General features: G+C 60.3%; 15 protein-coding genes and 1 pseudogene. 11 read left to right on the forward strand and 5 right to left on the reverse strand.

The features are described 5' to 3' along the window. From ABIF91_RS22315 to ABIF91_RS22355, 9 genes are read left to right on the forward strand one after another with little or no spacing between them, the layout of a single operon-like run. Positions 1-639: a nodulation protein gene (locus ABIF91_RS22315; protein WP_011084622.1), complete on the forward strand. Its 639-nt coding sequence runs from the start codon at positions 1-3 to the stop codon at positions 637-639. Beyond that, positions 636-1,256, forward strand: a complete 621-nt coding sequence (gene sctL / locus ABIF91_RS22320) for a type III secretion system stator protein SctL (protein WP_028181536.1) — start codon at positions 636-638, stop codon at positions 1,254-1,256. The genes ABIF91_RS22315 and sctL overlap by 4 nt, the downstream gene beginning before the upstream one ends. Beyond that, positions 1,253-2,608, forward strand: a complete 1,356-nt coding sequence (sctN, locus tag ABIF91_RS22325) for a type III secretion system ATPase SctN (protein WP_011084624.1) — start codon at positions 1,253-1,255, stop codon at positions 2,606-2,608. The genes sctL and sctN overlap by 4 nt, the downstream gene beginning before the upstream one ends. After that, a complete protein-coding gene (locus ABIF91_RS22330) occupies positions 2,584-3,120 on the forward strand; it encodes a hypothetical protein (RefSeq protein ID WP_011084625.1) in 537 nt (178 codons plus the stop codon). The genes sctN and ABIF91_RS22330 overlap by 25 nt, the downstream gene beginning before the upstream one ends. Then, positions 3,117-4,238: a type III secretion system cytoplasmic ring protein SctQ gene (gene sctQ, locus ABIF91_RS22335; RefSeq protein WP_011084626.1), complete on the forward strand. Its 1,122-nt coding sequence runs from the start codon at positions 3,117-3,119 to the stop codon at positions 4,236-4,238. The genes ABIF91_RS22330 and sctQ overlap by 4 nt, the downstream gene beginning before the upstream one ends. Then, the gene (sctR, locus tag ABIF91_RS22340; RefSeq protein ID WP_011084627.1) at positions 4,231-4,896 is read left to right on the forward strand and encodes a type III secretion system export apparatus subunit SctR; all 666 of its coding nucleotides are present in this window, start codon (positions 4,231-4,233) and stop codon (positions 4,894-4,896) included. The genes sctQ and sctR overlap by 8 nt, the downstream gene beginning before the upstream one ends. Before the next feature lie 2 nt (positions 4,897-4,898). Continuing rightward, a complete protein-coding gene (locus ABIF91_RS22345; RefSeq protein ID WP_011084628.1) occupies positions 4,899-5,174 on the forward strand; it encodes an EscS/YscS/HrcS family type III secretion system export apparatus protein in 276 nt (91 codons plus the stop codon). Between the two features lie 10 nt (positions 5,175-5,184). After that, positions 5,185-6,006, forward strand: coding sequence for a type III secretion system export apparatus subunit SctT (sctT, locus tag ABIF91_RS22350; RefSeq protein ID WP_011084629.1), 822 nt, complete (start codon positions 5,185-5,187; stop codon positions 6,004-6,006). Further along, complete coding sequence (locus ABIF91_RS22355) at positions 6,003-7,040, forward strand: EscU/YscU/HrcU family type III secretion system export apparatus switch protein (protein WP_011084630.1); 1,038 nt, start codon at positions 6,003-6,005, stop codon at positions 7,038-7,040. Before sctT ends, ABIF91_RS22355 begins: the two co-directional genes overlap by 4 nt. Positions 7,041-7,049: 9 nt before the next feature. Here the strand turns inward: ABIF91_RS22355 and ABIF91_RS22360 are convergent. After that, positions 7,050-7,810, reverse strand: a protein-coding gene (locus ABIF91_RS22360) for an IS5 family transposase (RefSeq protein WP_110115998.1) whose coding sequence is annotated in 2 segments (ribosomal slippage) — positions 7,050-7,471 and positions 7,471-7,810 — 762 coding nt in all. Because the reading frame shifts where the segments join, the coding sequence is not laid out codon by codon here. Between the two features lie 129 nt (positions 7,811-7,939). On the opposite strand from ABIF91_RS22360, the pseudogene ABIF91_RS22365 reads away from it, so the two are divergent. Beyond that, a pseudogene (locus tag ABIF91_RS22365) lies at positions 7,940-8,533 on the forward strand (helix-turn-helix domain-containing protein); the annotation flags it as partial. Positions 8,534-8,552: 19 nt separating this feature from the next. On the opposite strand, the gene ABIF91_RS22370 reads toward ABIF91_RS22365, so the two are convergent. The 4 genes from ABIF91_RS22370 to ABIF91_RS22385 form a co-directional block, all read right to left on the reverse strand. Further along, positions 8,553-8,807, reverse strand: coding sequence for a hypothetical protein (locus ABIF91_RS22370; protein WP_424579209.1), 255 nt, complete (start codon positions 8,805-8,807; stop codon positions 8,553-8,555). A 21-nt stretch (positions 8,808-8,828) separates the two neighbouring features. Further along, positions 8,829-9,203, reverse strand: a complete 375-nt coding sequence (locus ABIF91_RS22375) for a UPF0149 family protein (protein WP_424579397.1) — start codon at positions 9,201-9,203, stop codon at positions 8,829-8,831. A 179-nt stretch (positions 9,204-9,382) separates the two neighbouring features. Next, a protein-coding gene (locus ABIF91_RS22380; protein WP_086023025.1) for an IS3-like element ISRj2 family transposase occupies positions 9,383-10,512 on the reverse strand; the annotation gives its coding sequence in 2 pieces (ribosomal slippage) (positions 9,383-10,260 and positions 10,260-10,512; 1,131 coding nt in all). A 776-nt stretch (positions 10,513-11,288) separates the two neighbouring features. After that, positions 11,289-12,557, reverse strand: coding sequence for an IS256 family transposase (locus ABIF91_RS22385; RefSeq protein WP_014497957.1), 1,269 nt, complete (start codon positions 12,555-12,557; stop codon positions 11,289-11,291). A 474-nt stretch (positions 12,558-13,031) separates the two neighbouring features. Between ABIF91_RS22385 and ABIF91_RS22390 the strand changes: the two genes are divergently transcribed. Next, on the forward strand, positions 13,032-13,433 hold the full coding sequence (locus tag ABIF91_RS22390) for a hypothetical protein (protein ID WP_011084637.1): 402 nt from the start codon (positions 13,032-13,034) through the stop codon (positions 13,431-13,433). Positions 13,434-13,493: the final 60 nt, after the last annotated feature.

The following is a 13,493-nucleotide window of genomic DNA, read 5'->3' on the forward strand; positions in this document are numbered from 1 at the left end:
ATGCCGCCATCAATGTCAACCACAGCCACAAAAACCAATCGCTCGTTCACGCTCGCAGCCGATCGGCTGCGCGAGCTTGCTGCCTCGGCCGATCCCGGTCGTTTCGCCGGGCTTCTTGACCCGCTGCTTTCACCTTCCACTTTGGCTCGGCTACAGCAGAGTGCCAGGCTACAGCCAAGGCTCGCCGAACTGCTTTTGGGCAGCAAGGGGGAGGTGAGCTGCGGCGACTGGAGCGAAGATGCTCTCCTGGGGCATGATCCGCGGCGGGCTGCGCTGCTCGCGGGCGGCATTTGGCATGCACGCTCCATCCTCAAGCTGTTCTCCAGGCACGATCTGCCTGTGTTGGTGGAGTTGATCGGTGCCGAGGCGCATGCTTTCGCAGTCCGGCATTTATCCTGCGCCGTCGCAACGGCCCCGATCGCCGATCCAGAGCAATTGTCCCGACAGATCGAATATGACGGGCATGCTTGTCTCGGCGCTTGGCTCGAAGAGACTTCATCGCTTGCTCGTATCCGCGTGCTTCTACGCTTGCCCGCTGGGACGGCCGCCGAGAGCTCAACTGCCGAGCACCGTAGCGCAGCAGGCCCGCTGCTTTCCCTCGTCATGGCTCATTTGCGCACTGAGGATGCTGGGGCATGACGGCCGATGCCCTCGCACCACCCGCGGCCCCGAAGATTCGGGCTCTTGGACCGCTGATCCCAGCTGCGCAGCTTGAGATCTGGCACGATGCCATACAGGCGCTGGCCGCTGCCGAGCGGCATCTGCAGCGGGTTCGAGGGTGGGCACGCCTGGCTTATGAGCGGGAACGTGCGCAGGGCCGCGCCGAGGGTGCAAAGGCTGGCGCAGAGGAAATGGCCCGGCTGATTGCGCAGGCGACTTGTGAACTGGCCCAACGCAAGGCGGTTCTGGAGCGGGAATTGCCGCAACTGGTCTTTGAGATCGTTCGCGATCTGCTTGGCGCATTTGATTCGGGCAAGATGCTGGTCCAGTGCGTTCGTCATGCCATCGAGCAAAGATATAAAAACACGGAGGTCTGCCTTCACGTATCCCCACTGAAAGCCGACCTGCTAGCCAGTGAGTTCAAGGATTATGACGGACTTGAGGGCCGGCCGAAGGTCAGGATTGAGGCGGATCCGGCGCTGAGCGCGGACCAATGTGTTTTATGGAGCGAGTTCGGCAACGTCGATCTTGGGCTTGCCGCGCAGCTGCGCGCGCTGCGCCTCGGCTTTGGCTTGACGGAGGAAGCTGAATCGTGACCGTGCAACGACCGACCCATCATGCCGCGGCCGCAGAAGGAACCGTAAAGGCCGCACTCTCATCCTTAAGATCTTCCGCCAAGCACATCGATACACGCGCTGTCCGCGGCCGGATCACGCGGGCCGTGGGCACGCTGCTGCACGCCGTCTTGCCGGAGGCCAGGGTCGGAGAACTGTGCTTATTGCAGGATCCTCGCAGCGGATGGTCGCTCGAGGCCGAGGTAATCGGTCTGTTGCCGGATGGGGTGTTACTCACGCCCATCGGGGACATGGTGGGGCTGTCCAATCGCGCAGAGGTGGTGACGACCGGGCGAATGCAGGAAGTGGCTGCCGGCCCCGATTTGCTCGGCCGCGTGATCGACAGTTTTGGCCGGCCGCTCGACGGCAAGGGCCCTATAAAAGCCGGCGAAGCCAGACCGCTGCGCGGCAGGGCGCCTAATCCGATGAAACGGCGCGCGATTGAACAGCCGTTCCCGCTCGGCGTCCGTGTCCTGGATGGTCTTCTCACATGCGGAGAAGGTCAGCGGATCGGAATTTATGGTGATGCCGGTTGCGGCAAGTCGACGCTGATGTCGCAAATCGTAAGAGGCGCAGCGGCCGACGTCACTATCGTTGCGCTGATCGGCGAGCGCGGTCGAGAGGTGCGTGAATTCATCGAACGTCATCTTGGCGAAGCCCTTCACCGTTCCGTCGTTGTGGTGGAGACTTCCGACCGTTCGGCGATGGAGCGGGCCCAATGCGCCCACATGGCGACAGCGCTAGCCGAATATTTTCGTGATCAGGGCCTTCGCGTCGTTCTGATGATGGATTCTTTGACGCGCTTTAGCCGCGCCATGCGTGAAATCGGACTTGCCGCAGGAGAACCGCCGACCCGGCGCGGATTTCCGCCATCCGTTTTTGCACTGTTGCCGGGCTTGTTGGAGCGCGCCGGCATGGGCGAGCATGGCTCCATTACGGCCTTCTATACTGTGCTTGTCGAAGGTGACGGCACGGGTGATCCGATAGCGGAAGAATCACGCGGCATCCTCGATGGCCACATTATTCTCTCCCGCGCGTTGGCCTCCCGGGAGCATTTTCCGGCGATCGACGTGTTGTCGAGCCGCAGCCGCGTCATGGATGCGATCGTGTCCGTGCCGCATCGCAAGGCGGCATCCTTTTTCCGTGATCTGCTGTCACGGTACGCTGAGGCCGAGTTCCTGATCAAGGTCGGTGAATACAAACAAGGCTCTGATCCGCTGACCGATCGGGCGATCGCCTCGATCGAGCAACTGCGGGCCTTTCTGCGCCAGGGGCAGGGTGAGGCGTGCAGCTTTGAGGAGACGATCGCATGGATATCGCGTCTGACCGCCTAAGTCCCGTTCACGCCTCGAAGCTGCGGCTCGTAAAGGACATGCGGGAGCGAAGCGCCATTCGTGAATTGTCTAACATGGAAGCCAAGCGCCACCTTGCGATCCAAGCTGTCCAACGAGCTTTCGAGCATCTTACACATGCCGAAGAGCGCCGGGCAAAGCTCGAGGCAGAGCTCTATCGGGAGATGCTAGCAGCCGATGCGATGTCTGTTTGCGAGCTGCAGCGGCGCTATCATCTCATCATCGGCCGGCTCACAGACGAGATTGCAGCGGCGCAGCAGGTTCTTGAAAATGCCCGTGCTGCTCAGGCGCAAGCTGAGACTGCGGTTCTTGAGGCGAGGGCCGTTTGGGCCAGGCGTTCAGCGGCGAGCCAGAAATGGCGTGAGATTGATCAAGACGTTCGGCGCACCACGAGTGCTCATTTCGAAGCCGCCGCCGAAATCGAAGCTGATGATGAAGTCTTGCTCCGCTACCGGCGCGGCCCGTCAGGGCAGACGGGAGGTGAGCCAGCATGATTGCAGATCCTCTCACGCGCGAGCTCGGGGCCTGCGGCGCGGAAGCCGCACCGGCCTCGGACCGGCCGGCTGAGCGCGCAGCCTTCATGCCGTCGCTGATCCTGTCGCACGCAGTGGCCTCGTGGCTTAACGAGATCACAGCGTTGCGTGCGCCTCTACAAGGCCTCCTCGGCGAGAAGCCGCTATCTGTGCGCGTGAGCCGGACCGTCTGGCAGGCGGAGCCGGCTGCGGCACCGATGCTCGACTGCGTCTTCGAAGTAGAAGGTGAAACCTTGATCCTGTCCTTGCCGGGTAAGCTTGCGGAAGCGCTGGTTCGGACCGTGCAGAATGGGCTTACCTTACCTTCTGAGCCGGCGCGTTCGCTGGTCCTGGAACTTGCGCTTGAACCCTTGCTTGCTGCGCTGGAAAGAATGACGCAGCGGAATCTGCAGCTTGTTCGCACCGAGGAAGCGCGGAGTACGCAGCCTTATCTTGAATTTGACGTCGCCTATGGTGAGCTCGCCAGCAAGGCTCGGCTGCTTCTATTCTCTCCGTTCGACGGTCCGGTGCCTCCGGCTTTCACCGTCCTCGGCGAGCTGCTCGGCCGATTACCGCGACAGGCGGCCAGGCTGCTTTCCGAACTCCCGGTCATCGTTGCAGGCCATATCGGCTCGCTCCGCGTCGCGATCGGCGTTCTTCGCCAAGCAGAGCAAGGCGATGCGCTGCTCCCGGACACAATTCCACTCGCGCGAGGCCAAATTGTTCTCGTTGCAGACCGATTGTGGGCCCCTGCAGAGATTGGCGGCGACAGGCTGGTGCTGCGAGGACCATTCCGCTTGCGATCCCACCCTCTAAAAAGTGAAGATGTGATGCCCCAAAACCAGATGCAACAGCAGCCCCCGTCAGAGGCGGATATCGACAGCATCGAGATCACACTCGTATTCGAATGTGGCCGCTGGCCGATGCCGTTGGGAACCTTGCGAACCATCAACGAAGGCCACGTGTTCGAACTTGGCCGGCATCTTGACGGGCCGGTCGATATCGTTGCGAACGGCCAACGTATCGGCCGAGGCGACATCGTGCGGATCGGCGAGGAGCTCGCCGTCAGGTTACGCGGCAGGTTGGCGCTTAATGACTGAAATTCAACCCAGCATCCTGGCGCTTCTTGCGATAACGGTCGGCCTTGGCCTCCTGGCCTTTGCTGTCGTCACAACTACAGCCTTTATCAAGGTCTCGGTTGTTCTCTTCCTCGTGCGCAATGCGCTAGGAACTCAATCGATACCGCCGAACATCGTCCTTTACGGAGCGGCACTCATCCTGACCGTCTTCATCAGCGCTCCAGTCTTCGAGCAGACCTATAACCGCCTTACCGATCCGCAACTTCGCTACCAGAGTTTCGATGACTGGGTGATGGCCGCCAAGGAGGGACAGGAGCCGCTGCGTGTTCATCTGAAGAAATTCACCAATGAAGAGCAGCGCCGCTTCTTCCTGTCATCCACCGAACATGTCTGGTCGGAGGAGATGCGCGGCAGCGTAACGGCAGATGATTTCTCAATTCTTGTGCCGTCGTTCTTGATTTCCGAACTCAAGCGGGGCTTCGAAATCGGTTTTCTTCTCTATCTTCCCTTCATCACGATCGATCTGATTGTCACCACGATTTTGATGGCCATGGGTATGTCGATGGTATCCCCCACAGTGATATCTGTCCCCTTCAAGCTCTTTCTGTTCGTCACTATCGACGGCTGGTCACGTCTCATGCACGGGCTAGTACTAAGCTACACCACGCCAGGAGGTTGACCATGAACGAAGCCAGCATCCTTACGCACCTCAGTCAATCGCTCGTGCTCTTCATGATCTGGGTTCTGCCGCCGTTGCTCGCAGCTCTGATCTCCGGACTGATCATTGGCCTTATCCAGGCGGCAACTCAGCTCCAGGACCAAACCCTGCCACTGACGGTCAAGCTTCTGGTTGTCGTCGCCGTGCTCGCCGGTTTTTCCCCGGTTCTCAGCGCCCCGCTGATCGACCAGGCCGAGCGCATCTTCAGCGAGTTTCCGGCACTCACCGCAAGATACTAGCAGAGCTTGGATGGCTGGCCTGTCACCCGCAGAGGCGCAAGTTCTCGTTCAGGGCTCGATCGAATTCGTCGCCGCAACCGGCCTGAGTGCGGCCCGCGCCCTAGGCATCATGCTGGTGCTTCCTGTCTTCACCCGGCCGCGTATCAGCGGCCTCATTCGGGGAAGCCTGACGATTGCGATTGGCCTGCCTTGCCTTGCTCAGATCAAGCTCGGTCTGCAGGCCTTGGACCCGAACACGCGCTTGGTTAGCGTTACCATGCTTGGCGTGAAGGAGGTGTTCGTCGGTCTGATGCTCGGCATCCTGCTCAGTATTCCACTATGGAGCATACAGGCAGTCGGCGACATCATCGATACCCAACGAGGAATTTCAAGCCAAGTTGCGGGGGAGGATCCCGCGACGCACAGCCAAGCGACTGGAACCGGGCTCTTTCTCGGTGTTACGGCGGTTACGATCTTCGTTCTGGTCGGCGGGCTGCAGACCATGGTGAGCGGCCTTTATGGCAGCTACCTAGTGTGGCCTGTCTATCAGTTTTTGCCTGCCTTGACAGTGCAAGGGGCAATGGAGTGTCTTGCCCTTCTCGATCGTATCATGATGACGACCTTGTTGGTCGCCGGGCCGGTTCTGGCCCTGCTGTTGCTGGTGGATATCTCGGTCATGATGCTCGGCCGTTTTGCATCTCAGCTCAAGATGAACGATCTCTCCCCGATGATCAAGAATGTTGCATTCGGGGTCATTATGGTCAGCTACACCGTCTATCTGCTCGAATATGCCGGTTCTGAAATCCTGACCTCGAACGACATGCTCGATCATCTGAGGAAGCTGTTGAAATGAGCTCTACGAGTGAGGAGAAAAAGCTTCCTCCGACGCCCAAGAAGCTGCGCGATGCGCGCAAGAAGGGGCAGAGCGCGCGCAGCTCCGATCTAGTGAGCGGCGTCAGCGCCTGTGCCGGTTTCGGCTGTCTGTGGTGGCGAGCGGGTGCCATTGAGGACAAGTGGCAGGAGACGGTCCGGCTGGTCGATAAACTGCAGGAGCAGCCGTTCACAAGCGCGGTGCCACAAGCGCTCAGCGGCTTGCTAGAACTTTCGATTGCCACTGTCGCTCCGTTGCTCGCCGCTGCCGTGACAGCAGCTCTTCTGGCCAATGTCCTGGCCAATGGCGGCTTTATGTTTGCTTCGGAGCCGCTCAAGCCGAAGCTCGAGAAACTCGATCCCATCAAAGGCTTGAAGCGTATCGTCTCGAAACGTTCGGCCATCGAGCTTGGCAAGACCCTGGCTAAAGTGGTTTTGCTTGGTGCGATCTTCTTTTTAACCGTGACCGCGAGCTGGAAAGCGCTGGTGTACCTGCCAGTCTGCGGCATGGGCTGTTTTGGTTTCGTCTTCACCGAGGTTAAACTGCTGATTGGCATTGCCGCTGGAGCTTTTCTGGTCGGCGGATTGGCTGACCTTCTAATCCAGCGTTGGTTGTTTATGCAGGACATGCGCATGACGGAAACGGAGGCCAAGCGGGAGAACAAGGAACAGCAAGGCAATCCGCAGGTGAAGCGCGAGCACCGGCGGCTGCGGCAAGAGTCGGCAAACGAGGCTCCACTCGGCATCAGCCGGGCCACGTTGATATTGCGGGGACCGGCAACGTTGATTGGTCTGCGCTATGTTCGCGGCGAGACCGGTGTGCCGGTGTTGGTCTGCCGTGGCGAGGGTGAAGCTGCTTCACAGCTGCTTGGTGAGGCGCGCGCGCTTCGCCTCAACATTGTGGAGGACAATGTTCTGGCGCGTCAGCTGCTCGGCAAGGCAAGGCTCGGCAACCCGGTGCCTTCGCAGTATTTCGAGTCAGTCGCAAAAGCGCTCTATGCGGCGGGGCTAGTCTAGGGTCCAGACTCAATTGAGCCAATATGCGACGAGAGCGGCGAGATGAACAGCGGCCAAAAAATTACGGGCGAGCTTGTCATATCGCGTGGCGATGCGCCGGAAGTCCTTGAGCCTGCAAAAGCAGCGTTCGATGACATTTCGTCCTTTGTAGGCGCGTTTGTTGAAGCGATGGATGACGACACGGTTAGATTTATTGGGGATTACGGGCTTGGCGCCACGACGAATGATTTCGCCGCGAAGCTTGTCGCCATCATACCCTTTGTCGGCGAGGAGCACGCTCATGGGTGGCGCGAGCGCCAGGACATCGGGAGCCGCAGCGATATCGGCATCCTGGCCTGGAGTCAGATGCAGGACGACCGGCCGGCAGAGCGGATCGCTCAGCGCATGGATTTTTGTCGTGCGGCCTCCGCGCGAGCGGCCGATTGCTTGATTGTGCTCCCCCCTTTTCCGCCGGAGGCACACCGGTGAGCTTTAATCGAGGTCGAGTCGAGCGACAGTACGACGCCGTCTTCGCCAGGCTTGGCCAGCGCTTCGAAGATTGCGCACCATCGTCCTCGCTTGGCCCAGCGATTGAAGCGATTGTAGATCGTCGTGTAAGGGCCGTATTCACGTGGACAATCACGCCATCGTGCACCCGATTGCAGCATGTGAATGATGCCGCTGACGATGCGTCGGTCGTCGTCCCGATCCGGCCCCGTCAGTCCCCTCGGCAGATGCGGTTCGATACGCGCCCATTGCCTGTCGTTCAGCCAAAACAAACCAGCGCGCATTCTCTCGCCCCCGAATCAACACGTAGGCAAGAGAATCACGTGGCGCTATTTAGGTACAGACCCTAGTCATCCGGAACGCAAGTTCGTCGCATTGGTTGATAGCTCGAATCTCGAGAGAGGAGAGCGCTTGTGGCGAATGCAGGTGGGAAAGGCCGGCCGATCGCGCCGTTGGTGCTGAGTCCGCAGGAGCGGGCGTACTTGGAGAGGCAAGTTCGTCGTCATCGTGCTGCGCGGTTGCTTTCCTGAGCGATGCCGCGCGATCCTGCGGTGGGCGGATGGCTTGCCAAGCAAGTCTGTGGCTGCCGAACTCGGCCTCCACGAACACACCGTTGGCAAGTCGCGCCGCCGATTTTTGAAGGATCGCTGTGATGGCTTGCTTGACGAGGCACGCCCTGGCCGCCCTCGCACCATCAACGACGATCAGGTTGCCGCCGTGATCGATCGCACGCTGCGTACGACGCCGGCCGAGGCGACGCAATGGTTGATCCGCTCGATGGCTGCGGAAACTGGCTTTTCCCGCACCACGATCCGCCGAATGTGGTCGGCGTTCGGCTTGCAACCGCACCGTAGCCAGACATTCAAGTTGTCGAGCGATCCGCGGCTCGTCGACAAGGCACGCGACATCGTCGGCTTTACCTGTCCCCGCCGAACCGAGCCCTTGTCCTCAGCATCGATGAGAAAAGCCAGATTCAGGGTAAACGGTACGAGAGGCCCACGGAGCCACGGACTTGGTGCGGACGGCCTACGCACCGCGCTTGAAGCGTATAGGCATCCAGAACTGCCGGAGGGCCTCGACGGTTGCTGGAATGTTGCGCCAGGCGTTTTGGATGATGGGCTGCGTTCCCAGCGTGCGCCGGGCCGGGGGTAGCAAGGGTCGACCGGCGTCGTCGATGCAATGGACCAAGATCGGCCGCAGCATAAGGTGTTCGGTTCCATTCGGGGGGAGAAGCCGCGACCAGACGAGAAGCCGAAGCTTCATGACGGCGTAGAAGCCCATGCACCAGGGCTGCGGGTCGACTTAGCCGTCCGGTGATCGCACGAACAGCGGCTCGAAGCTCTCCGGTCTCGTCGACAGCGTCTCGCTGATAGCGTTGTGGCGCATCAGCGTGGCGGCGATTGCCGAGAACTCCTCGGTGTCGTGATTGAAGGCGTCGGGATCTACGCCGAGGAGCGGGCACACCCATTCCTCGGACGCCATCGAGACCGGCCCGGCGACGACCGCGGCCACCGCGCCATCGAGCATGGAGAGCGACGTCGCCCGCGGATGCCGAAGCGTCGGCGACCTGGCGCGCTTGCTGATCCATTGCCCGAGCCGTTCGAACGACATGGCATAGTCCGCCATCGTCGTCTTGCGTGCTTTTCGCGTTCCCCGCCCTTGCTTCGGCTTCGTCATGCCACGGCCCGCTTTTCGGCTTCGCGTGCGGCCAGAGCTGGCCCCGGTTGTTTGGACAGCGCCCCGCTGGATTTAAGTGGATTCCTGCCGGGTTATGCTGAACGCGGGGCTTTACGGTTTTGTCGTTGCGTCGGGAGGGCGTAGCCCGACCAGAGCGACGACAAAACCGTCGGCGACGGTCATGCGGCCATCACCATAGCTTGCGTGCCGAAGTAAGCCTCGTCGGGCGTGCGCCCGTCAAGGCTCGAGTGAGGGCGTCCCTGATTGTAGAAGGCCAGATACTTGGCAATTGACGCTCGCGCCTCGGACACGCTGTCGTAGGCGCGGAGATATACTTCTTCGTATTTGACCGTGCGCCAGAGCCGCTCGACAAACACGTTGTCGCGCCAGGCGCCCTTGCCGTCCATGCTGATGGCGATCTTCGCGTCCAGCAGCACATCGGTGAACTCGAGGCTGGTGAACTGGCTGCCCTGATCCGTGTTGAAAATCTCGGGCCTGCCGTGCTTCGCCAACGCCTCCTGGACCGCTTCGACGCAGAAGGCCGCCTCCATTGTGATCGAGACGCGATGGGCCAGGACCCGTCGGCTGAACACATCGACGACCGCCGCGAGATAGACGAAGCCACGCCGCATCGGAATGTAGGTGATGTCCATTGCCCACGCATGGTCGGGCCGCTCGATCTTCAATCCGCGCAACAGGTACGGGTAGATCTTGTGACCCGGAGCCGGCTTGCTCGTGTTCGGGCGACGATAGACCGCCTCGATCCCCATGCGCTTCATCAGCGTCGCGATGTGGCGGCGACCGGCGTATACGCCCTCCCGCCGCAGCAACGATCGCAGCATACGCGCTCCCGCGAAGGGATAATCGAGATGCAGCTCATCGAGCCGACGCATCAAGGCAAGGTCCTCGGCCGAAACTGGCCGAGGTTCATAGTAGACCGTGCTGCGAGCCAGCTTCAGGACCTTCGCCTGGCGCACGATAGAAAGATCATGACCGCGGTCGATCATCGCTTTGCGCTCAGCAGGCCCGCCTTGGTGAGCGCGCCGGACAAAAAATCGTTTTCCAACGCCAGCTCGCCGATCTTGGCATGTAACGCCTTCAAATCGACCGGCGTCTCGGCCGATGTCTTGTCATGCCCAAACACGCCGGCGGCGCCTTCCAGGAGCTGGTTTTTCCAGATCGTGATCTGGTTCGGATGAACATCAAACAGTTGCGCCAGCTCCGCCAGTGTCTTGTCGCCTTTGACCGCAGCCAAAGCAACCTTCGCCTTGAATGCCGGAGAATGCGTCCGGCGGCTCTTCTTCGTCATCTTCGCTCCTGATTCGCAGCAAGAATCCTCGCCGCTGTCAGGCAGAAAATCCACTCAAGCTACTGTCCGAATTTGCGGGGCCAGCTCTGTTGACAAGCCGGTAGTGCTGATCGTCAACTAGGGACGGCTGCCATCTGGAGCATGTCTCTGGTCGTCTATCTCGAGCCGCGCTGCTACAAGTTCATACGATCACAGCGTTTATACGTCTCAAGATCGGCCCGAGTGCCACATTGCGCCGCACACGTTCGAGAGCCACAGGACGTAAGCCTGCGTGCGAGAGAAAAAGCAAGCCTCCAGCCAAACTCGAGACGCAAGGGTATTGCCGCCATTGTCCATCAACGCCGTTTTCCCGCGCGGGGTGCTTGCAACGTCTATTGCTTCACCTAACCCAACCCGCTTGCTGACACCGGACAAGCTTCGCCGAACATCGCAAGTTTGCGCCGGCAGTTAGCTCGTCGTATCGAAGCATGGATTTCGCATTCGGTCGGCAAGAACCTCTGGATGATCCCGTATAGCGGTGCCGCGGCGGTTAAGTGCCTGGCGGTCGCCTGGTTGCGCGAGCCGCCGAGATGGTTCTAATGGATCATATACGCCAGCCGGCCGAATCGGCTTCCAGCCGTCGAGGGCATCCACCGCGATTCAAAGTCGCTTTCATGTGGCCCGTCCAGAAGCGCTCGTTGGCTCAGAGGGCAGGGCCGTCAACAGGCCGAGCAGGCTGCCAGTGAAGCCTTCGAAGCAGGGTAGAGAGCTATGCGGGATTTTGGGTGACGAGGCGATCAGGCGGCGTGGTTTTCCGGCACTTGGATGACCTCGATGCCGTTTTCGAATCTGACACCTGCGCTGACCTTCGGCAACTGATTTGTGCCTTTCAGCCGCCGCCAGGTCTTTGATGCGGCGCAGAGCAGCTTGAACACCATCAACTTGGCAGTCGTTGACGATAACGAACCTTTCGTGCGCACCGTTCTGTGCCGGACCGTCGCGAACACGCTTTCGATGGGATTCGTCGTCCGCAAGTGGTCCCAATGCTCGGCGGGGAATTCGTAGAACGCAAGCATTGCGTCGCGATCTTTCGTCAGGCACTCGACCGCCTTGTCGTACTTCGCTCCGTATTTCTCGGCAAAGACATCGATCGCCACTTCGGCCGAAGCTCGGTTGGACGCCAAATAGACCTCGCGCAGATCCTTCTTCATGCTGGCCTGTACCGACACTGCGACTTTGTTCAAGATATTCGCGGTTTTGTGCACCCAGCACCGCTGATGTCGCGTGGCGGGAAAGACCTCGTCGAGCGCCTTCCAGAAGCCGAGCGCGCCGTCACCGACGGCGATTTCCGGGGCGATCTTCAGCCCTCGGGTTTTCGCCTCGACGAGCAGTTCGTGCCAGCTCTGCGTGCTCTCGCGCACGCCGACCTGGAAGCCGATGAGTTCCTTCTTGCCTTCCGGCGTCGCGCCGATCAGCACCAGCATGCATTCGCTGTGGTCTTCCATGCGAGCCTGCAGGAAGACGCCGTCCGCCCACACGTATACGTACCGGCGCGCCGACAGATCGCGCTTCTGCCAACGCTCGTACTCGAGCTGCCACTCCGTCGTCAGTCTGGAAACCACCGCCGGAGAAAGATTCGGCGCATCCTTGCCCAAGAGCGCCGCCAGCGCCTCCTGGAAGTCGCCCGTCGAGATGCCTCGCAGGTACAGAACCGGCAAAAGTGCATCCAAGCTCTTCGTGCGCCGTGCCCACAACGGCAGGATCGCCGAGGTGAAGCGGATCCGCTCGCCATCGCTGGTCACCGCGCGATCGCGAATCTTTACCCGGGCGACTTCGACGGCGCCGATCCCCGTCTGGATCGTCCGCACTGGACCATGGCCGTGTCGCACGAGGCGGTCGCGGCCATCGGGAAGCTTCAAGCCCTTCATCGCGGCGAGAAACGCCTCGGCTTCCATCTCGACAGCCTGCGCAAGCAGCTGCCGAGCTCCAGATCGCAAAATATTCGTCAGTGGATCGTCGATCTCATCGGGCTGACGCAGTGGGACAATGTTGCTATGCTCGTTCATGGCGTATCGCTCTCCTTGAGGTTCTGGCAGGCTCGACACCCGCCTCGATACGCCGCCTATCTCATTCCGTCATCACCCAGTTTCCCGCATAGCTCCAGGGTAGAAGCGATCGCCCGTTCCAGCGGCTTGGAGAATCTTAAACAATTATTGAATGTTGATTGCTGCTCCATGTACGTGCGCTCACCGACTTTGCCGCCGCCAGCCATCTACGCGCAGCCGGCACCATCCTCCATCCGATCGCCCCAGTTCTCAGCCTCTGGGCCGGCACCGGTGGGCAAAGCGACAGCACACGGACGCGCGCTTTACAGCCTATGGGCTCTGGCCGTATCGCGTTCACTGCCTCCTTTTTTGCTGCCACGTTACCAAATGAGGTAGGTATCGCGTGTTGGCAATTGTGGTACCTTGTAGGGGATGATCGAAATGAGCGGCGAACAACTTAGTACGTTATAAGCCCTTCAAGCTAGGAGATCTCGAATGGCACCGAATGCAAGCGAAGACGAGAAACGCGAGCGGCGGCCACATGTCGGGCACGACCCGGCTCTGATATCTGGCGCTTCCGCCGATGGCGCTGGGAAATCTACGACAGCCGCATCGCCTATTCCATTTACTTTTCGGGAATGGCAGAGCTCGATTGAAGCGACAAGCAACCTGTTCGCTGCGGCCCTGAAGGACGGACTAGGTTTGGCGGCTTCCTCCCTGCACGATCAGGCCACCTTTCTGAAGGATATCGCGGACTCCAAAACTTCCTCGGAGCTGTTGCGGTGTCACCTGGATTTTCTGGAGAAATTCTGGTCGAGGTCGTTCAGCGCCGGCTCGAAGATATTGGATCATCTCAAGCCACAGCCATCACCCGCGGGAAGGCAGGCGCTTCACTGAGCTTGCGATAAGAGCCCGATCGCAGCTACTTCCTCCAGAGCCGAGGGCATATGTCGCCCA

The organism is Bradyrhizobium sp. USDA 241 (assembly GCF_049739505.1).
GTDB classification, from domain to species: domain Bacteria; phylum Pseudomonadota; class Alphaproteobacteria; order Rhizobiales; family Xanthobacteraceae; genus Bradyrhizobium; species Bradyrhizobium liaoningense.